Annotated in this window: 18 protein-coding genes; 8 read left to right on the top strand and 10 right to left on the bottom strand. The window is 34.3% G+C overall.

What is annotated here, in order from left to right; translation table 11 throughout:
- Positions 1–23: 23 nt before the first annotated feature.
- The 9 genes from A9G45_RS10050 to A9G45_RS10015 form a co-directional block, all read right to left on the bottom strand.
- Positions 24–890 carry a hypothetical protein gene (locus A9G45_RS10050; RefSeq protein ID WP_065566439.1) on the bottom strand — a complete coding sequence of 289 codons (867 nt, stop codon included), beginning with the start codon at positions 888–890 and terminating at the stop codon, positions 24–26.
- A gap of 126 nt (positions 891–1,016) precedes the next feature.
- A complete protein-coding gene (locus A9G45_RS10045; RefSeq protein WP_065566438.1) occupies positions 1,017–1,343 on the bottom strand; it encodes a DUF7716 domain-containing protein in 327 nt (108 codons plus the stop codon).
- Positions 1,344–1,794: 451 nt separating this feature from the next.
- Positions 1,795–2,268 (bottom strand): hypothetical protein, encoded by a 474-nt coding sequence (locus A9G45_RS10040; protein WP_065566437.1) that lies wholly within the window; start codon positions 2,266–2,268, stop codon positions 1,795–1,797.
- A gap of 510 nt (positions 2,269–2,778) precedes the next feature.
- The gene (locus tag A9G45_RS10035) at positions 2,779–3,306 is read right to left on the bottom strand and encodes a hypothetical protein (protein WP_065566436.1); all 528 of its coding nucleotides are present in this window, start codon (positions 3,304–3,306) and stop codon (positions 2,779–2,781) included.
- 245 nt (positions 3,307–3,551) lie between these two features.
- On the bottom strand, positions 3,552–3,938 hold the full coding sequence (locus tag A9G45_RS10030; protein WP_081297890.1) for a hypothetical protein: 387 nt from the start codon (positions 3,936–3,938) through the stop codon (positions 3,552–3,554).
- 650 nt (positions 3,939–4,588) lie between these two features.
- On the bottom strand, positions 4,589–4,930 hold the full coding sequence (locus tag A9G45_RS10025) for a hypothetical protein (protein WP_065566434.1): 342 nt from the start codon (positions 4,928–4,930) through the stop codon (positions 4,589–4,591).
- A 223-nt stretch (positions 4,931–5,153) separates the two neighbouring features.
- Positions 5,154–5,258: a hypothetical protein gene (locus tag A9G45_RS15020; RefSeq protein WP_442903002.1), complete on the bottom strand. Its 105-nt coding sequence runs from the start codon at positions 5,256–5,258 to the stop codon at positions 5,154–5,156.
- A gap of 495 nt (positions 5,259–5,753) precedes the next feature.
- On the bottom strand, positions 5,754–5,966 hold the full coding sequence (locus A9G45_RS10020; RefSeq protein ID WP_065566433.1) for a hypothetical protein: 213 nt from the start codon (positions 5,964–5,966) through the stop codon (positions 5,754–5,756).
- Between the two features lie 158 nt (positions 5,967–6,124).
- Positions 6,125–6,574, bottom strand: coding sequence for a tetratricopeptide repeat protein (locus tag A9G45_RS10015; RefSeq protein ID WP_065566432.1), 450 nt, complete (start codon positions 6,572–6,574; stop codon positions 6,125–6,127).
- A gap of 1,610 nt (positions 6,575–8,184) precedes the next feature.
- On the opposite strand from A9G45_RS10015, the gene rnr reads away from it, so the two are divergent.
- From rnr to A9G45_RS09980, 7 genes are all read left to right on the top strand, one after another.
- Positions 8,185–10,587 carry a ribonuclease R gene (gene rnr, locus A9G45_RS10010; protein WP_065566431.1) on the top strand — a complete coding sequence of 801 codons (2,403 nt, stop codon included), beginning with the start codon at positions 8,185–8,187 and terminating at the stop codon, positions 10,585–10,587.
- Between the two features lie 7 nt (positions 10,588–10,594).
- Positions 10,595–11,356 carry a 23S rRNA (guanosine(2251)-2'-O)-methyltransferase RlmB gene (gene rlmB / locus A9G45_RS10005; protein WP_065572401.1) on the top strand — a complete coding sequence of 254 codons (762 nt, stop codon included), beginning with the start codon at positions 10,595–10,597 and terminating at the stop codon, positions 11,354–11,356.
- A 376-nt stretch (positions 11,357–11,732) separates the two neighbouring features.
- Positions 11,733–12,818, top strand: a complete 1,086-nt coding sequence (prfA, locus tag A9G45_RS10000) for a peptide chain release factor 1 (RefSeq protein ID WP_065566429.1) — start codon at positions 11,733–11,735, stop codon at positions 12,816–12,818.
- Positions 12,815–13,651 carry a peptide chain release factor N(5)-glutamine methyltransferase gene (prmC, locus tag A9G45_RS09995; protein ID WP_065566428.1) on the top strand — a complete coding sequence of 279 codons (837 nt, stop codon included), beginning with the start codon at positions 12,815–12,817 and terminating at the stop codon, positions 13,649–13,651. Before prfA ends, prmC begins: the two co-directional genes overlap by 4 nt.
- Positions 13,652–13,667: 16 nt before the next feature.
- Positions 13,668–14,522: a 3-deoxy-8-phosphooctulonate synthase gene (gene kdsA, locus A9G45_RS09990; RefSeq protein WP_065566455.1), complete on the top strand. Its 855-nt coding sequence runs from the start codon at positions 13,668–13,670 to the stop codon at positions 14,520–14,522.
- Positions 14,523–14,961: 439 nt separating this feature from the next.
- Complete coding sequence (locus A9G45_RS09985; RefSeq protein ID WP_065566427.1) at positions 14,962–16,377, top strand: OprD family outer membrane porin; 1,416 nt, start codon at positions 14,962–14,964, stop codon at positions 16,375–16,377.
- Between the two features lie 10 nt (positions 16,378–16,387).
- The gene (locus A9G45_RS09980) at positions 16,388–19,066 is read left to right on the top strand and encodes a beta-N-acetylhexosaminidase (RefSeq protein WP_065572400.1); all 2,679 of its coding nucleotides are present in this window, start codon (positions 16,388–16,390) and stop codon (positions 19,064–19,066) included.
- 78 nt (positions 19,067–19,144) lie between these two features.
- On the opposite strand, the gene rraB is transcribed toward A9G45_RS09980, so the two are convergent.
- Positions 19,145–19,540 (bottom strand): ribonuclease E inhibitor RraB, encoded by a 396-nt coding sequence (gene rraB / locus A9G45_RS09975; protein ID WP_065566757.1) that lies wholly within the window; start codon positions 19,538–19,540, stop codon positions 19,145–19,147.
- 70 nt (positions 19,541–19,610) lie between these two features.
- On the opposite strand from rraB, the gene rnm reads away from it, so the two are divergent.
- A complete protein-coding gene (gene rnm / locus A9G45_RS09970; RefSeq protein ID WP_218057097.1) occupies positions 19,611–20,438 on the top strand; it encodes an RNase RNM in 828 nt (275 codons plus the stop codon).
- Positions 20,439–20,489 lie beyond the last annotated feature (51 nt).

Raw genomic sequence — 20,489 nt, 5'->3', positions numbered from 1 at the left:
TAATCAGCCTTACCAAATAAAGACTACAATATTTTTAATTTTTCGGTTAACTCTTTTATACATGTGTCTGCCAATTTTTTGTATTCTATAGCAATTTTTCCTGAATACTTCTCATCAACCATTTTTTCAAACTCTTGAAATGTGCCAAAAAAGTCATTCATTTGAATAGCGAATCCATTATTAACCCAACAAGCAAAAATAGTTTGTGAGTTATCTTCGCAGTTTTTGCAATAAGCTATATTTTGTATTTTATCTATATCTAAATATAAACCGGTGCCAACAGATAAATTGTCAGGTAATTCTCGAATACTTGTTGATTCTATATTTAATTTACCTCCAATCGATAAATTTTCAGGTAATATTTTGATTTTTGAGTATTTTAAATCTAAATCACCTTTAATTGAGAAATTTTCAGGTAACGCTTCTATTTCAGTAAACCCTAAATATAAACTACCTCCAATAAAAAAATTTTTAGGTAATACTTTGATTTTTGTCATTGTTAAATTTAGATCACCTTTAACAGATAGGCTTTCTGGTAGTGCTGTTATTTCTGTATTCGCTAAATTTAGACTACCACTTATAGAAAAATTTTTAGGTAATGCTTTGATTTCCGTATTTGTTAAATATAAATAACCTCCAATAAATACCTTTTCAGGTATAGTTTTGATTTCTGTATTTCTTAAATCTAAATCACCACTAACAGAAAAATTTTTAGGTAGTGCTTCAATTTTTGTATGAGTTAAAATCAAATCACCGTTAATAGATAAGTTCTCAGGTAATGCTTTAATTCTTCTGTTTCTTAAATTTAAATTACCATCAATAGTGATTTTATTGTCTTGAATGAGATACTTTATACCTTTTTTATTTAGTAATTCTAAAAGTTTCTTCATAATCTCTCTTTAGCAATAAAAACGGCTTTAAATAGGCTGCATTAATGCGATTGACAACGGTAAATCTTACTATTACAGATTTATGCTTAATACTGGAAAAGTCAAAAAAAGACCTTTCCAGTATTATTAATCTAAAAAATCATCATTTTCAAGGTAGTAAATAATAGCATCTAATAAATCTTCTTTTGTAGCATTAGGATGATGATCTAATTTATTGTCAATAATATCTAAAAAAGTTTGATATTCCAACCAATCTCGATATTTATCAGGGTACTTATCACACAGCTCACCCATTTCATCATCATCATCATCAGTTTCAGGAAGGTAAAAAGTACCTTCTCTTATATCCTTTTTTTTATTACCTATCTTAATATTTGTAAATAAAAAATACCATAATTCAGGACGATCTTTATAAATAGTTAATAGTCCATTGATACCTTCGATAATTTTCATTCATAATCTCCAATTATTATTTACGACAAATTGTACCACCGCCCCATTTTTTGCGACCACCCGAACCATCTGGGTGATATATTTTATGATATTTATTGTGATCTTTTCGATCAACTAATTTTAATGAACCTGGGGTATTTACACTTTCAACTTACAATGCGAAATCTATAAATTAATATTTAATAATGAGTTATCAATTAAATTTGAATCTATTACTAACGAATTTGTAAAATGAGTTTATCTAAAATACAATCAGAAAAAATCTACACTATGTAAATGGGAATATTTAAAATTTGTATTATGTAATGGTTGCACTGTAAATACTTTTTTACACGTGAGATTAATTTTTTGGATATTATCTGGAACAAGTCTTCATTGAGTTTTAGGGGGAGGGGGGTTATATGCCTTTCAATTATTTCCACGCTGTGCCCAAATAAAAAGGCTATTGTTTTTAGTTAACCGACAAACCAAATGAAAATAGCAACCCTAAAATTGATGCCTTTTTATCCTTAACACTGAAAGGTGAGGTATCTATATCAAATTCATATAACAGCTCGTTTTTTTTTAATAGAACAAAATTATTAGAAAATAGTATATCTATTAAATTAGTAAATGATTGATAAACATCATCATGGCAATCAATAACTTTATCATCATAAAGTAAAAAAGCATATGTTGACACTAAGGACAAATATAAACACATTGATTTATTTAGATAATCAAATTCTAATGATATGCAAACATCATAATTTAAATCGGTATTATCTTTAACTTTAAATTTAAATAAAGAATAAATATCATTTATTACCTCTTTATATTTTAGTGAATTATATGTTTCCATCACGAAATGGAAATCTGGTTTTTTTAAATCATGATATGCATTTAGAATATCACATAAGATCCTTTCTTTTTTTTGTTTATACATTAATGTCAAAGCTCTCTTCTTGCAGGATGTCCATGTGCTTCGCCTTTAAAGTCGACATGAACCCTGATTTTAGTTTTGGATCCTTTATTAGGGCCCGTTCCAACATGACTATCAGTTTCCAAATCGAGCTTACGCAGTTGATTTGGTATTGGATTTCCATATGCTAATGTATCACGTACTAATTTATCAACATCCGATTGACTATCAAATGCTGGTGTTGGTTTCTCTTTTATTATATTGAGGAGGCCTTGGAGTTGATGGTGCGCCTATCCGGCGGGGTGGTGGTGATGCGGTTGCCCAGTGGCTCGCACTCCATTGGTTAACGATTAGACAGTTACGTAACGTTAATATTCTGATATTTATTTTAATATGGCTATTAGTGGTAATAATTTATTATGCCCTTTTGGTTAGGAAAAGCTTAATTTTACAATTGTGCTAATAACTTTTATTGTTTTTTTAAACTACCGTATTTTATATAACCATAATGACTCTTTTTTTGTTTTAAAAAAATTAGAGGAAGTCAATATCATTCTTTTTTGCATATGAAAGTAATAGATCATAGGTAACCCTATCTCTAATTCGTTTTTTATTGTATTGTTCTTTGTCTTCAAACCATAAAAGATCACCTTTTTCATAGAAAAGCCATTTATCTTCTTTCATTGCTCTAACTAAGCGGACAGTTTTTCCAGAATCGATAAAACTCATCTCTACTAAGGGGTAAGCTCCAAGTAGTATCCTAAATGATAGATAGCTTGAATGGTTTGCTTCCGTTATACAATAAAGTAAGGAATCCCAACCATCAGATAAATTAGATACAAAGATTAGTTTATTATCATTCACACATGAATAATAAAAAGCGCCTACTGGTGGTAAAGCGCTGCCTTTTTGAACATTCAAATGTATTTCTTCAATTCGTTTTCTACTTTTTTGCGGTTCACACGACCAGTTTAATCCATTTTGAATAATGCTTTCAATCTCGGTGAGATTACTATTAACTATGGAAAACGCTAACACCTTATTAGTATCTTGAAAAGCCATTTAAAATATTTCCTAAATTATCAATTAATCAAAATGTATTTCTGGCATTAGGATCAAGTCTTGGAATTATATTTTTGATATCCAAAACTCCCCCTTTAATGTTGTATCCAATTAAATATTATAGTGTTTACCATCTAAATCAAATTGAATATCTGGCTTATTTTTACTAACTTCATTACCTTTTATATCTACTTGACGTTGATTTTTTCGGATGTTTTCAGCACTTTATTTTTTAGCATTCTAATTTAGTTTTTCTTTTTATATTCATCTAATTGATTAATTGCCACTTTGGCCGCATCTCTTATATCAATATTTTTAGATTGCAAAGATACTTGAAGTCCATTTCTTAATATTTCATCACTAAAAGCTGCGGCTATTTGTGTAACCCAATATCTAATACTGTCTGGTATTGTTATATCTTCAAGAACTTTTTGGATTTCTTTTTTTACATCAATATTACAGCATTGATAAAAGAAATCTTCTACCAACTGATATACGCCCCATCCATCACCTTCACCAAAAGATCTTAAAAATAACTCAATTGCTTTTCTATCTGGATTTTTAATAAAAAACTTTCGTACGTCATCATATTTGTTAATAATATCTTGAGTTAGATCTTTATCACAAGGCATGGGTTGATGTCTTAATAAGAAATTTAATGCGTCATCTTTAGTCATAGTTTTAATCATTCCAAGATTTTTGTTTTGCCTAATTATTTCACTTAATTGTCTGTTTATTACCTCACAACTATATTCAGCATTGTTTAATATTTTTTTAAGGTCACGAATATTTCATGTTAAATATTCTCGATTGTTTAATCTTGAAATAATAGGCTTTCTATAAGTCTAAGTTAATTCATGAAGATCTTTTCTTAAATCAATAGTTATTCCTTTTCTATGAGTTGTTGGGCTTATTGCATTTTGAACTACATGATGTGGAGTATGAGTTGGATTAAGTCCGCTTTTTATATTAGCTGCTCTAGATTTGCCATATGTTCCGATGTATAAATCTTGGACAGGTTTAGCTAATTTTGTGAATCAGAACCACATCCTGCGGATAATCCCCCCACGGATCAATCCAAGTCAACCCACTAAGCGCATAATGATACAGATTAAATCTAATCATATCAGACTGGGTAAATCTATCTAATTCGCTGTTTGCATCGGTAAGTTCTTCTAAACAACCGTTCAGGTTGGTGTGGATGTTCATTACCCTTTCGGGTTCATTGCCTCGTTTATCTATCCGCGCCAGTGACTTATGAATATGACGATTTTTATATTAATTAACTATTCGGATATTTATCTAAATAACCCCTACTTGAGGGGTATTTTGTAAAAAAAGAAATTTTATTTTTATCAATAAATTCAATATCAAAAATTCTAGAACAACTGTTTTCTAAACCAATATCATAAGAATATAATTTTTCTTCAATCTCATCCAAAAGGGATATCGCCATATCATTAATAATCAAATTACATTCATTAATAAAAAAAGTTACTGCTTTCGGAAAATGAGATTCAATAATCACGCCTTCATAATAATGATCAAACTTTTCAATTTTTTTGTATTCTATAAGAGCATATCTCTGTTTATCTCTAAATGAAACAATATAGTCTTTCACCATTACCCTTTACATCCTTTGAAAATGCCCAATAGTTTACTTTTATAGCTTCTATTTATCGAGGATTGAAATCAAATCCGTACTCATTCTATAAATTTTAGTAGCATCAGAAAGTGGTAAGCTCTTTTCTAGACGGCGGGCAGTCCCCCCACACAATCCACCCAAGTCAACTCATTTAAGCGCATACTGATACAGATTAATCACCCAGCAATCTAATCGGGTGTAGCTAGGTAAAGTAGCCTATATCCAGCTCATAGTACCTGAACGTATTGTAATGTAAGTCGGTTTTTCTGTCTAAATATTGTTCCTGATATCTGAGGTTTTGCTTTATTGATTGGTGTTCAATTTTCTGAACCCGTTTCCCCCATAACTGAAAGCTACATTCCCACTATATTTTACCGTTTTCGTCGGTCAACTCTTCCGGATAGCCATTCAGATATGAGGGGGGGTAAGACGCCATAGGCATCGTAGTTAAAGCCGAGTTTGCGTCAGGTAGCATCAATGCGGGTGTGCACCAGTCCGCAAGGGTCGCTCTGGTAGTGGATGCAGTGGACGCGGGGGTCGGTATAGGTCAGTAGCTGTTTAGCAGTATTAAATAATATATAACAAAATTTTTTATGTGATTATTGTACTTTGTACTAAGTATGGGATATTTACAATGTTTCACTCATTAGTGCACCATCAACATAGACGAGTGAGTTTTTAGTGGATCATATTCATCATCCTGCTAATTCTCCATCTTCATCTAATATGACTATTCCTGTCTGTTTTCTTAACCATGTAAATAAGGCCTTTAAATCTTTCTCAATACTTAGGGGATGAGCACTTATTTCAATAAAAATACGTTTATCTTCAAAAAAAAGCGAACATCAAACGGCCAATTTCCTTTATTAGAAATAGATTCTGTCCCTGATAAAAGATATGCGGAGTCATTTTTTTTAATATAAGTATTTAATGTTTTAATTTTATTTGCAATTTTATCTTTATGGTCTATATACCATTTTTCATCATTAAAAAATAATTGAAATTCTGCTGACATTATATTTTTTTATATCTCCATGATTTATGCCAGATAGACATAGCCGTAACGCTGGTTGCGATCTGTTTGTTCGTGCGTACTTAGCTCAGGCAGTGTTCGGCGTTGTTGTGCTGGATATGGCAGGTGGTTTTGATTACTTTAGTTTCGCTAACTAGAAATTATTTTTTATCCTTTTGTTGTGTCTCTTTTAAATAGAATTCTAAATATTTTTTAGGTCGTTCTTTGAATGCTCGGGTTTTGCCACATTCATAGGCTGCATTAAAATATTTATAAGCTTCATCATATTGGTCTAATTCATAATAAACCATGCCAAGATCAATATATGGGCCTGTATCAATATCAGAACTTGTCGCTGCCAGCTTAGAATGCGCCCAAATTTTGGCATTTTCATAGTCTTTTAAATTAAAATAAGTGGTATAAAAAGAGCCTGATAACCATAAACTGATCAATTCCCATTCTAATTTGGGTTCTGGTAGAAGCGCCCATGCTTTCTGATAATTTTGTAAAGCTGAAGAATAGTTTTTATTGACATTAAAAACGTTGCCGTCTTCTACAATAGATATGATATTTTGCTCTAAATCAGGATCTACATTCGAAAGTTCTTTCATACTTATCTCACTTTATTAAAATTATTAAAAATAGGCTGATTTTTCAGCTTGGCCAATAAAATATTCAGTTTTTATGTGGTTGCCCTCATTTTTTTTGTGACCGATTATGTGTAACGTATTCTAAGTCATAATTATTAGGCGCTCTTATAAAACCGCTAGTTGATTCTCGCCAAAATATTAGACAGTACTCGCTTCTATAAATATGTTATTAACGTAATACTGCTTTTTATATTGTTCAGGCGATATCTAACCATGAGTTAAATGTCAGCAAACTTGATTATAATCAGTTTCAATATATTCAAATAGCTTTTTATTGGCTGCTTCCTGTGTTTTGTCATCATGAATAATACGGTTTTTCACGTATGAAAAACTTTCGGTAATGGCATTATCCTAACAATTGCCTGCTCGGAGCATACTTTGGCTAAGTCCATGTTGTAACACTCACTGCTTAAAATTAGCACTGCAATATTTGGTTTTCTTGGTCACTGGTAATAATATCCCTTTAGGAAATCGACAACAAAATAAAGCATTTTTGAGCGAGTTACAAATTAAATACTTATTAATATACTTTATGTATTAGTCAGCACATCATAATAATAGGTTTGTAGCAAAAGGATTAATGTGATTATTTTTTATTATGCCACAAAATAAAAACTTGAATAAAATCAATGACTTTTCTGACTGATTTTTATCATGCTCAACTAACCTTTCTGTATGATACATCCTAGCCCTTGCCCCCTGATATCATGTACTAAGCTTGGTGCATCTAAACGGGCTTCATGTTGCCAATAAAGTGCTTTGATATTCTCAAATAGCTCATTTAATTTGGTTCATGCTTTAGCCAAACAGAATAACCTGATACGCTAACTTTTAACTGACGGCAGATTAGCGGTAATGGGTATGGTAACAGATGTTGCTTCATATATTGGTACTTCTATTGGTACCTCGCCGACTTGTGCACTAAATTTTTTGATACATAATGTGTTCTCCTATAATTGTTAGTTATATCATAAAGGTGACATTTGTCCGTTTTTTGGGCGAGGATCACATGATAGAAAACAATCATTAATGTTGGACAAATTGTTGAGAACTGTTCATTGATAATGACAATAGGTAACGACGATGCACCCGATTATTATCGTTGTGAAAGCAGTGATGGTTCAACATATCGAAAAGATAGGGCTGGTAATATTATAAAATAAGGTCGATGTACATGAGTATTTTAGTCTGTATGAGTTATTATTTTTTATCTATTATTGGATTTTTTATTCGGTATTATTTTTCGGGATATATTGCAACGGTCTATACTAATGATAAAACGTTAAATCGTAAACGACATTGGGCTCTTTTAATTCTTATTTTGTATATTTATTTCATCGATTTTCTCGTTCGACCGAAACGCTATAAAAAAAGAAAAAAATGGAACTAATATTATAATTATTTTACAAAATAACAAAAAATTATATTAAATCGATTCGCGATTAAAAGTATTCCGTTAAAGTTTAGTCTTTTTAATTAAAGATATTATTGTTTATAAATTGAATGTTTATTTTAAGTTATATCTCTCTATGTTATGCTAGCGTTAATATTTGAGCACAGGATATTCCTTTATGATAAAAGATCCCTTTTATGCCCGCGAAGCCGAAAAGTACGATTCCCCCATTGCCAGCCGTGAACTTATTTTAGATTACCTTAAACAAGAAGCGAAACCCGCAAGTCTAGAAAAAATTGCCCAAGCGGTAGCAATTAAAAACGAAGAACAAAAAATAGCGTTACATCGTCGCTTACGAGCAATGGAGCGTGACGGTCAAGTGGTATTTACTCGACGTAAATGTTATGCGCTGCCTGAAAAATTAGATATGGTCAAAGGTAGCGTGATTGCACACCGTGATGGTTTTGGTTTTTTACGAGTAGAAGGCAACCCTGAAGACTATTTTTTATCACCAGAACAGATGAAAAAAGTGTTACAAGGCGATGTGATTTTAGCACAGCCAATGGGAACACAATATCGTGGTAAAATGGAAGCTCGTGTAGTGCGGATTTTAGAGCCACGCAATAATCAAATTGTCGGGCGATATTTTATCGAACAAGGTGTGGGCTTTGTTGTTCCTGATGACAGCCGTTTAAACTTCGATATTTTAATTGCAGGTAAACCCAATCGTACTGTTCGAATGGGAACCGTGGTTGTCGTTGAGTTACAAAAGCGTCCAGAACGCCATCAAAAAGCTGTTGGTATCATAAAAGAAGTGCTTGGTGAAATAATGGGTACCAATTTAGCTATTGATATTGCCTTGCGTAATCACGAAATTCCTTACGAACTACCTAAAACAGTCGAAAAAGAGGTAAGTAAATTTACTGAACACGTACCAGAAAGCGCTAAAAAAGGGCGAAAGGATTTGCGCCAATTGCCTTTAGTTACTATTGATGGCGAAGATGCACGTGATTTTGATGATGCCGTTTATTGTCAAAAAAATCGTGGTGGTGGCTATCGTTTGTGGGTTGCTATTGCCGATGTCAGTTATTATGTCAGATTAGGCAAAGCGTTGGATAAAGAGGCCTGCTTGCGTGGTACATCGGTTTATTTTCCATCACGAGTTGTACCTATGTTGCCAGAACAGCTATCAAATGGGCTGTGTTCGTTAAATCCACAAGTTGATCGTTTATGTTTAGTTTGCGAAATGACCGTATCAAATAAAGGGCGTTTAACAGGGTATGAGTTTTACGAAGCCGTGATGAATTCACATGCTCGATTAACTTATACTAAAGTGGCTAAAATTTTAGACGGTGATGAGCAATTGCGTGAGCATTACCACGAATTGGTACCGCATCTTGAGAACCTTTATGGCTTATATCAGGTGCTTGATAAAGCCCGTATCACTCGCGGTGCGATAGGTTTTGAGTCTGAAGAGCCGAAATTTGTTTTTAACGCCGATAAGCGCATCGAAAGTATCGAAATTGCTCAGCGAAATGTAGCACATAAAATCATTGAAGAGTGTATGATTTTAGCTAATGTTTCGGCAGCAAAACTGGTGATTAATGCTCAAGTACCTTCATTATTTCGAGTGCATGACAGACCAGATGAAGACAGAATAAATAACTTGCGTAGCATTCTAAGTGAACTTGGATTATCACTTGGTGGCGGGGTTAGCCCAAAACCTAAAGATATTGCCGAATTAATGGCGATAGTTGAAACTCGCCCAGATCATGACATGTTGCAAACGGTAATTTTACGCTCTATGAAGCAAGCTATTTATGATCCAGAAAACCGTGGTCATTTTGGTTTAGCACTTGAAGAATATGCACATTTTACCTCGCCAATTCGTCGTTATCCTGATTTATTATTACACCGAACGATTAAATGGATTTTAGCTGACAAACAGCATAAAACCAGTAAAACTGGCGGGTATTGTTATACCACAAATGAAATGCTCTATTTCGGTGAACATTGTTCAATGACTGAACGTCGTGCTGACGAAGCGGTGCGTGATGTGGTCGATTGGCTTAAATGTGATTATATGCAAGATCATGTTGGCGAAGTATTTAATGGTACCATTTCAAGTGTCGTTAATTTTGGTTTCTTTGTTCGATTAGATGAATTGTTCATTGACGGCTTAGTGCATGTTTCGTCGTTAGAAAACGACTATTATCTTTTTGATGCTGCACATAATCGCTTAATTGGCGAAAATACCCGTTTTGCTTATCGATTAGGCGATAAAGTGCAAGTTAAAGTCGATAATGTTAATCCTGAAGAACGTAAAATTGATTTTTCTTTAGTTGGCAGTAATAATAAGCCAAAACGCCAAGGCAAGACTGCCAAGGATAAATCAAAACAAGTAAAAACCGATCAGAAAGTTGATTTGCCTGTTAAACGAAAAAGCAAAAAATCAACCAATAAAAATAGTGCAAAACCGCTTACTAAAAAAGTTAAAGATAAAAGCAAAAGTAAAAGCAAAAAACGAAGTAAACCAAAATCAAGTAATAAAACAAAATCAGTTAATAAAATAAAAGAGTAGAACATAAATGAGTGAAACAGTTTACGGCTTGCACGCAATTGAAGCATTATTAGCTCGCTCGCCAGAAAGAATTATTGAAGTATTTATTATTAAAGGCCGAGAAGACAAACGTCTTATCGCTATTGTACGTCAATTAGAGCAACTAGGTTTGCCTGTTAAAGTTGCTCAACGTCAATGGTTAGATGAAAAAGCGAAAAATGGAGTACATCAAGGTATTTTGGCTATGGTTAAGCCTAATCGAGGTTATCAAGAAAATGATATTCCTCTACTTATGGAACGGCAGCCAAATCCTGTTATTTTAATTTTAGATGGCGTAACCGATCCACATAATTTAGGTGCTTGCATTCGAACGGCTGATGCAGCGGGTGTGGATTTTATTATTGTTCCTAAAGATCGCTCAGCACCACTCAACTCAACAGCCCAAAAAGTGGCGTGTGGCGCGGCAGAAAGTGTACCTGTGGTTAGAGTGACCAATTTGGCACGCACCATGCGAATGTTGCAAGACGAATATCAAGTTTGGATTGTTGGGACAGCTGGTGAAGCTAATAAAACACTTTATCAAACAAATTTTTATAAAACATCAAAAACAGTTTCACTTGCGTTAGTTATGGGAGCTGAAGGTGAAGGTATGCGCCGTTTAACTAAAGAACACTGTGATGAATTAGTTAGCATTCCAATGGCGGGGATTGTCTCATCACTCAATGTCTCTGTTGCAACGGGGGTTTGTTTATTTGAAATTGTTCGCCAAAAAATAGATACCAAAATGTAAACTGAATAGCCTTAACTATAGTAGTTCAAATTTAATCAGACAAGCGCTAATAATTCATTAGCTTCGATTTTAGCAAATTGAGGGTTAACGAATAAAATAAATACTATAGTTAATGGCGTTGATAAAAACTAACAGTTAGTGCAATGTAAATTATAGTGCAATGTAAATTATTTCAATTAAAACATTAAGTAATGCTACATACCTAAAACCTCTTTTTAAAACACATATAATATTCCAGCTTATTCAATGGCTTTATTATCTCTTGTCAAAGTGATAATAAGAGATAAGTTTGAAACAAGCCGAAAACTGTATTTTAAAGGTAATTAAGTATATAATGTTGCACAAACTTAACTAATCTCTATCAAAATATATTTTTATGAAACCTTCAATTATCAATAAGTTAGAAACACTACAAGAGCGTTATGAAGAGGTTCAAGCATTATTATCTGATCCTTCAGTTATAGCAGATCAAAATCGCTTTCGTACGCTATCTAAAGAATACTCACAATTAACTGCGGTGGTTAAGTGTTTTTCCGATTGGCAGCAAACCCAAGAAGATATCGAAACGGCTAAAATGATGTTATCAGATCCTGAAATGAGCGAAATGGCACAAGAGGAATTAAACGAAGCACTAAGCCAAGTTGAAGAGCAAGAAAAGCAATTACAAGTGTTATTATTACCTAAAGATCCTAATGACGATTATAACTGTTTTGTTGAAGTTAGAGCGGGAACAGGTGGCGATGAAGCCGCTATTTTTGCCGGTGACTTAGCCCGAATGTATACACGATATGCCGAATCACGCAATTGGCGCGTTGAAATTATGAGTGCGAGTGATGGTGAGCACGGTGGTTATAAAGAAGTCATTATGTTAGTCAGTGGTGACGGGGTTTATGGCAATTTGAAATTTGAATCAGGTGGTCACCGAGTTCAGCGCGTGCCAGAAACTGAATCACAAGGGCGCATTCATACTTCGGCTTGTACTGTTGCTGTTTTACCAGAAGTTCCCGAGGCTGAAATGCCAGAAATCAACCCTGCTGATTTAAAAATTGATACCTATCGTTCATCTGGGGCTGGTGGTCAGCATGTTAACACGACGGATTCAGCGATTCGTATTACGCACCTTCCAACGGGTATTGTTGTTGAATGTCAAGATGAGCGCTCACAGCATAAAAATAGAGCTAAAGCAATGTCTGTATTGGCTGCACGAATTCAAGATGCCGAACTGCGCAAACGCCAACAAGAAGAAGCCTCAACAAGGCGTAATCTATTAGGCTCGGGTGATCGTTCTGACAGAATTAGAACATACAATTATCCTCAAGGACGTGTTACGGATCATCGTATTAACCTAACACTTTACCGATTGGATGAAGTCATGGCAGGAAAATTAGAGATGCTAATCGATCCAATTGTACAGGAATATCAAGCAGATCAACTAGCCGCTTTATCGGAACAAGATGAATGACCTATTTACAATGGCTTAAAAGTGCATCTCAAACTTTAACTGATAGTGAAAGCCCAAAGCGTGATGCTGAAATTTTGCTAAGTTTTGTTACGCACAAAACACGCACATTTTTAATGGCATTTAGTGAAACATTGCTCACTGATGATGAGCTGATTGCTTTATCTGAATGTTTACAACGTAGGCAAAATGGTGAGCCTATTGCTTATATTACTGGCGAAAAAGAATTTTGGTCTTTAAAGTTTAATGTCTCTAACGCTACATTAATCCCTAGACCGGATACTGAAAAATTAGTTGAATTAGGTTTAGAGTATCTACCTAAAGTGCCATGCGAAGTGTTGGATCTCGGTACGGGTACTGGTGCAATCGTTATCGCCATGGCAACTGAGCGTCAAGACTGTTTATTTACCGCAATTGAAAAAAATAAAGATGCGTTGATTTTAGCGCAACAAAATGCAACCCAAATAGGGGTCAACAATGTTTATTTTTTACAAGGTGACTGGTATAAACCAATAAAAAATCGCAAATTTTCAATGATTATCAGTAATCCACCTTATATTGAACCAACAGATATTCATCTAGCACAAGGCGATGTTCGTTACGAGCCAAGAAGTGCATTAGTTTCAGAAGATGACGGTTTAGCCGATATTAAACTCATTGTTTATGGCGCAACTAAACATTTAAATCAATATGGCTGGTTACTGATAGAACATGGTTGGAAACAGGGTGAGGCAGTACAAACTATTTTTAAACAACACGGATTTCAATTAGTCGAAACCTTTGCTGATTATAGCGGTAATGATAGAGTTACCCTTGGTCGCTGGTTTAAACCCTAACTAGGAATATGTTATGATGCAACAAAAAAAAGTAAATGTTGGTGATATTACTGTCGCCAATGACCTACCATTTGTATTATTTGGTGGTATGAATGTGCTCGAATCTCGTGATTTAGCAATGAAAATCTGTGAACATTATGTTTCTATCACCAATAAACTAAATATCCCTTATATTTTTAAAGCTTCATTTGATAAAGCTAATCGCTCTTCTGTCCATTCATATCGTGGGCCAGGTTTAGAAGAAGGGCTTAAAATTTTCCAAGAACTTAAACAACAATTTGGCGTTAAAATTATTACTGATGTACATACCGAAGCACAATGCCAACCAGTCGCTGATGTAGTTGATGTTATTCAATTACCCGCTTTTTTAGCAAGACAAACTGATCTTGTTGTTGCAATGGCTAAAACTGGTGCGGTAATTAATGTTAAAAAGCCACAATTTGTCAGCCCAGGTCAAATGGGTAATATTGTTGAAAAGTTTGAAGAAGCTGGTAATAGCCAAGTAATTCTTTGTGATCGTGGTAGTTGTTTTGGTTATGACAACTTAGTGGTTGATATGCTTGGTTTTAACATTATGAAAAAAGCAAGCAAAGGGTCTCCTGTTATTTTTGATGTTACTCATGCTCTACAATGCCGTGATCCAATGGGCGCAGCATCAGGTGGGCGTCGAGGTCAAGTAACCGAGCTTGCGCGTTCAGGTATGGCAGTTGGCATTGCTGGGCTATTTTTAGAATCACACCCAGATCCAAGCCATGCAAAATGCGATGGTCCATCTGCATTACCATTAGCAAAACTTGAGCCTTTCTTAAAGCAAATGAAAGCCATTGATGAGTTAGTCAAAAGTTTTGAAGAAATTGATACTGAAAATTAAGTTAAGATGATTTTTCAATAACTTATAATCAATAGTATTGATTGTGAATTAAATTTTATTTTTTTATGTAGTAAAAAGAGAAATTTTAGTAGTTTCTCTTTTTTTATTTCATCCTTTTTCTTCTCTACGCCTACGCCATTTATCACTTTAACCACCATTTTTTATAATCTAAAATTTATATCATTATTTGTCATTTGTTAAAACGATGTGCTTTGTTTTTATTTTTTAGAATAAAAAAAGTTGTGATTTTTCTCTAAAAATTCACATTAAAAATGTATTTTTTGGTGATTTTGATCACGATTTTAGATTGTTTAATTTGCTAGATAAAATATGTTTATGCATTATAAAAACGCATATTCACAAACAAGTTATCAATTGAATGAATTAGATCTTGATGAATTTAATTGTTAATTAAACAGAATAATTATAGGAATAACATATGAGTATCTATAATGCACAAATAATACCATGTCGATTTAATTTTTTAACTAAACTAATTTTATCCTTATCTGTTTTAACAAGTACAATTCCCGTTTATGCATCTAATGTTAATCAATTTATTGATGATTCTTCATTAACAGGTAATGTCTTTTTTTGGAATCGAGATCGAGAACGTAAAGATATTGATGAGCATAAGTACGAGAAAAATTTAAGACACACCTCATTTAACGCTAATTTAGATTTTAGATCAGGTTATATCGCAGATAAGTTTGCTATTGAACTTGGCGGTTATGGCGCATGGGAAGTGAGTAATGGTGGAAATGGGCATCCCAATGAAATAGGATTTAGTGGGGCTAATACTCGTTGGGACGAAAATTGGAAAAAAGATGTTAGTGGGCTGAGCTTTTATAAAGCACAGGCAAATTTTAAAATCGATGAGTTATTCTGGATAAAAACGGGCTATATTCAACCTTCTGGGCAAACTTTGCTGGCTCCTCATTGGAGCTTATTACCAGGTACTTATCGTGGGTTTGAACTTGGCTCAACAATTGATTTTGATACTTCTGGCGTGTTATCCATGTCGTATATGTGGGCTGATAAATATAAAGCACCATGGTATAAAAAGCTTTATGAGTTTCGTCAGTGGGGAGCAGGTAAAAAAATTGACTTTTTGCATTCTGCGGGTTTGAAGTACGATTTTAAAAATGATTTAGTATTAGAAAGCGCATTTGGGCAGGCACAAAATTATATGAACCAATTTTTTGGCAAAGCTTCTTATAAAACAAATCTACTGGATAATCCTCTCACTCTTAGCTATCAATTTTATGGTGCCAAAGATCAATCACATAAAGGCAAAGATGTTTACGATGGTTTAGCGTGGTTACAAGCAGCCACATTGGGTTATCAAGTAGGGCCAGTTAATTTTCGACTTGAAGGTGTAACAGTTAAAGCTGAAGGCGAACAAGGCTTTTTTTTACAACGTATGACACCTGATTATGCCTCATCAAATGGTCGTTTAGATATATGGTGGAATTCTCGTTCAGATTTTAATGCTAATGGCGAAAAGGCCGTATTTGCCGAAGTCACTTATGATTTAAGTGATGTATCTAATTATTTCGCCGGTTGGAAAACGGGTGCTTCTTATGCTTATGGTTGGGATGCAAAGCCAAATTCTACAGCAAAAAATCAAAAACAACGCTTAATTGAATCTGCTTATAATTTTGATTTAAGTTATAGCATACAAAATGGTTTAGCAAAAGATACTTCATTCCAACTACATTATACCAAATATAATAATCACTCAAATAGTATACCAAGCTGGGGAGGAGGATACGGCAATATCTTCCAAGATGAGCGTGATATCAAGTTTATTGTGACTATTCCATTCACTGTATTTAATGCTAAACAAAAATAGGTAAAATTTTATGAAAAAGATTAAAACAGCAATATTAGCCACTTCAATCGCCTCTTTGTTAAATGTTTGTGCCGTTCAAGCTGTTTCAGCTTCTCAACAAATTGTTGATGTGATGAGTTCACAACTCAATGTTCAATATCAGGTAATCGATAATCAAGCAGGGGCACATGGTATAAATTGCTCGGCTTTAGGTGCCGATTGGGCTGCTTGTAACAAAATGATGATTTCACTAAAGAATAATGGCCCAGAAATTAAAGATAAAGATTGGGCTATTTACTTTAATAATATTCGCATGATTTTAGCAATAAACAATGATCAGTTCAAAATTACTCATATTACAGGCGATCTTCATAAAATTGAACCAACAGAAAAATTTACATCGATTCCTGCTAATTCCACGATTAATATTCCCATTATTGGCGAATATTGGGTTGTGAGTGAAAGCGATGCAATGCCTCGTTGGTATGTGACATCAAGTAATGCTAAACCCAAAATAATTGCTAATACAAATACAGATTCCGATGACTTATCGGCATTTGTAGCTCCAATTACACAGCAGTGGAAAAGGACCGCCGACGATCACAATACAATAATGAATCCAGTTAACCGTTTTCAATATAACTCGGATATTAAAACATTATCGGCTGAATCGCTACGTGGGCAAATTTTACCAACACCAACTAAAATCACATTAAATAAACAAGATATATCTATTGGTCAGCAGGGCGTTAATTTAATTCTTGATGGTTTAAATCAAGACAGTCTAGCCATTTTAAAGGCAGAATTTAACGCACTAAATATTCCCGTAACGGAAAATGGATACAAGATAAAAGCAATCATTGATCCTAAACAATTCAAGCAAGGGCAATTAGAAGCGTATCAATTAGATATTAAAAATGATGAAACGCTAATATCAGCTTATGACCAAAGAGGGATATTTTATGCTGTGCAATCTATTTTATCGTTGATTCCTGTAAACGATATCAAAACCATTCCATCACTTAATGCTTTTGATTCGCCACGGTTTGCCTATCGAGGCATTATGCTCGATATTGGTCGTAATTTTAAAACTAAAGAATCAATCATGCGCTTATTAGATCAAATGGCAAAATATAAAATGAATAAATTTCATTTTCATTTAAGTGATGATGAGGGATGGCGTATTGAAATTCCTGGATTACCCGAGCTAACTGAAATCGGCAGTAAACGTTGTCATGATCTTAATGAACAGCAATGTTTATTGCCACAACTCGGTTCCGGTCCTGAAAGCAATACCACGGGATCTGGTTTTTTAAGCCGTCAAGATTATATTGATATTGTTAAATATGCTAAAGCTCGTTTTATCGAGGTTATACCAGAAATTGACATGCCAGCTCATGCACGGGCTGCCATTGTGTCTATGGAGGCACGTTATAAACGTTTAATGGCAGAAGGAAAAGAAGCACAAGCCAATGAGTTTCGACTAGTTGATCCAACCGATACGTCAAATACCACCACAGTACAATTTTATAACCGTTTAAGCTATTTAAATCCTTGTCTTGATTCATCGAAACGTTTCGTAAATAAAATTATTGATGAGATCGCAAAAATGCATGTTGAGGCCGATCAACCGCTTAGTACTTGGCATTTTGGTGGCGATGAAGCAAAAAATATTCGCTTAGGCGCTGGGTATCAAGATATAAAAGCCAAAGATAAAACGGAGGCTAAAGGCACAATAGATCAAAGTCAAGAAGATTACCCTTGGGCTAAATCACAAGCTTGCCAAACAATGGTAAATAATGGCATTGTTAACGATATTGAACACCTTCCTAGTTATTTTGCTCAAGAAGTTAGCTCAATAATAAAAAATCATGGTATAAACCATATGCAAGCTTGGCAAGATGGCATGAAGCACGCGACTAATGCAAAATCGTTTGCAGTAGATAAAGTTACGGTCAATTTTTGGGATACATTATATTGGGGGGGCTTTGACTCTGTGAACGAGTGGGCAAATAAAGGCTATCAAGTCATAATATCTAACCCTGATTATGTTTATTTAGATATGCCTTATGAAGTCAACCCAAAAGAAAGTGGTTATTATTGGGCTACGCGTTTTAATGATGAAAGAAAGATGTTTAGCTTTGCGCCAAATAATTTACCACAAAATGCAGAAACATCTGTTGATCGCGATGGTAACCCATTTACAGCTAAAGGTACAATGAATTGGTCTGGTGCTTATGGGCTATCTGCTCAGATTTGGACTGAAGATATTCGTACCGATAAAAAAATGGAATACATGGCTTTTCCCCGTTTGTTAGCCGTAGCTGAACGAGCTTGGCATCAAGCTGATTGGGAAATTGACTACCAAAAAGATCGTGAATTTTCTCAAACAACCACGCATTATGTTAATCAACAAAAATTACTGAATGATTGGACTCGATTTGCAAATTTAGTTGGGCAACGCGAGTTGCAAAAACTTGATTTAGCCAATATCAATTATCGCTTGCCTATACCGGGTGCTAAAATTGAAAATAATAAATTAATAGCAAATATTGTTTTTCCTGGCTTAACTATTGAATATTCAACCAACCAAGGAAAACAATGGCACCGTTATAATGAGCCAGTTAATATTAAAAAGGGTGAAACCGTTTCTGTGCGAAGTGTATCGCCAAATCAAAAAAGAACGAGTCGTATAGAGGAAGTAAAATAAGTTATGCTAATCTAATCAACTACTGTTATCCGTTGTTTGATGGATAACAGTAGGTATTTAAAAAGATATGGATAATGTTTAGTGCACGGTTTCCATCAACTCAGCATCATCAAAATCGTCATCGCTGCCATCTTCAAAATACGTGCCCCAGCCATCATAATTGACGCCAAACTGGGCGGTAAGGTTGATTATTTCAGCAATTTGCGCATTGATTAATTCAGCATTAAGCGGGCTTTCGGCAATAATATCAAAACCAATAACAACGTTGCCTGCATCATCTACATCTTCATCAGGATCGGTTGCCTCATAACCCAATTTATAGGCTTCTACTGCTACTTTTTCTAATTTATCAAAATCTTGCGATGAAACATGGTGTTCAATAATATAAAGCGCATGAGGATCGCTACCATCTTCTAATAGTTCTTCAATAATAGCGTTAGTATCTTGCTGAGCAAGAATAATTTGATCTTTCATAATATACCTTTTCGTGGTCATGCAATTTGTGTGGTATATTACACGTTTCAAAATAATTTTCGAGAAAAAAGTGATTGTTGATTTACATTCTCATACCACTGCATCAGATGGTGTTTTAACGCCAAGCCAACTTATCAAAAGAGCGGTGGATAATCAAATCGCTCTTTTGGCTATTACTGATCATGATACCGTTAAAGGTTTACCTGAAGCGCAAAAAGTGATTGCTAATGAAAATTTACCCGTTAAATTAGTGTGTGGCGTTGAAATATCAACAGCGTGGAAAAACAGCGAAATTCATATTGTAGGGTTGAATATTGATATTGAAAATCCACAGTTATTGGCATTACTATCTTCACAAGAACAAGGACGCATTAATCGAGCGTTAGCTATAAGTGATAAACTAGCTAAAGTCAGTATAGAAAATGCTTATCAACAAGCACAACATTTTGCTAAAGGTGATATTGTTTCACGTGCCCATTTTGCAAGATTTTTAGTCGCTAACGGTTATGTTAAGGATATCAAAAGGGCATTTAAAAAGTATTTGGGCAAAGGAGGGTATGCTTATGTGCCAGCAACATGGTGCTGCATTGCTGATGCGGTTAATGCTATTCAAGCCGCAGGCGGACAAGCGGTACTTGCTCACCCAAGTCGTTACGATCTAACCTTAACTAAATTGAAGCTATTAGTCAGTGAGTTTAAAGTTTGTGGTGGTGTGGCAATTGAAGTTTCGCAAAGCCGGCAAACGCAAGATGATTTAACTCGATTAGCTAAATTAGCCAATGAATTTGACCTGTTGGCATCGCAAGGATCGGATTTTCATGGCGTTGATACCTATTTAGATTTAGGTAAAACAACACCATTGCCTGGTAGCGTTACACCAATTTGGCATAATTGGTAACGCTAATAATAATGGGTTAAAAAGGTTTGATATTTACGTTCCATCAAATAC

Source organism: Gilliamella sp. HK2, from assembly GCF_001690265.1.
In the GTDB taxonomy this organism is placed as follows: Bacteria; Pseudomonadota; Gammaproteobacteria; order Enterobacterales; family Orbaceae; genus Gilliamella; species Gilliamella apicola_C.
The sequence above is the reverse complement of the archived record's forward strand: the minus strand, read 5'-3'. Positions and strand labels throughout refer to the sequence as shown.

Excerpts from the sequence above, each read along its gene's own strand:
- A9G45_RS10015 (WP_065566432.1), bottom strand. The coding sequence starts at position 6,574 with ATGAAAGAACTTTCGAATGTAGATCCTGATTTAGAGCAAAATATCATA.
- A9G45_RS10025 (WP_065566434.1), bottom strand. The coding sequence starts at position 4,930 with ATGGTGAAAGACTATATTGTTTCATTTAGAGATAAACAGAGATATGCT.
- rlmB (WP_065572401.1), top strand. The coding sequence starts at position 10,595 with ATGAGTGAAACAGTTTACGGCTTGCACGCAATTGAAGCATTATTAGCT.
- kdsA (WP_065566455.1), top strand. The coding sequence starts at position 13,668 with ATGCAACAAAAAAAAGTAAATGTTGGTGATATTACTGTCGCCAATGAC.
- A9G45_RS09985 (WP_065566427.1), top strand. The coding sequence starts at position 14,962 with ATGAGTATCTATAATGCACAAATAATACCATGTCGATTTAATTTTTTA.
- rraB (WP_065566757.1), bottom strand. The coding sequence starts at position 19,540 with ATGAAAGATCAAATTATTCTTGCTCAGCAAGATACTAACGCTATTATT.
- A9G45_RS10050 (WP_065566439.1), bottom strand. The coding sequence starts at position 890 with ATGAAGAAACTTTTAGAATTACTAAATAAAAAAGGTATAAAGTATCTC.
- rnr (WP_065566431.1), top strand. The coding sequence starts at position 8,185 with ATGATAAAAGATCCCTTTTATGCCCGCGAAGCCGAAAAGTACGATTCC.
- A9G45_RS10035 (WP_065566436.1), bottom strand. The coding sequence starts at position 3,306 with ATGGCTTTTCAAGATACTAATAAGGTGTTAGCGTTTTCCATAGTTAAT.
- prmC (WP_065566428.1), top strand. The coding sequence starts at position 12,815 with ATGACCTATTTACAATGGCTTAAAAGTGCATCTCAAACTTTAACTGAT.
- A9G45_RS10045 (WP_065566438.1), bottom strand. The coding sequence starts at position 1,343 with ATGAAAATTATCGAAGGTATCAATGGACTATTAACTATTTATAAAGAT.
- A9G45_RS10040 (WP_065566437.1), bottom strand. The coding sequence starts at position 2,268 with ATGTATAAACAAAAAAAAGAAAGGATCTTATGTGATATTCTAAATGCA.
- A9G45_RS10030 (WP_081297890.1), bottom strand. The coding sequence starts at position 3,938 with ATGCCTTGTGATAAAGATCTAACTCAAGATATTATTAACAAATATGAT.
- A9G45_RS10020 (WP_065566433.1), bottom strand. The coding sequence starts at position 5,966 with ATGTCAGCAGAATTTCAATTATTTTTTAATGATGAAAAATGGTATATA.
- prfA (WP_065566429.1), top strand. The coding sequence starts at position 11,733 with ATGAAACCTTCAATTATCAATAAGTTAGAAACACTACAAGAGCGTTAT.
- A9G45_RS09980 (WP_065572400.1), top strand. The coding sequence starts at position 16,388 with ATGAAAAAGATTAAAACAGCAATATTAGCCACTTCAATCGCCTCTTTG.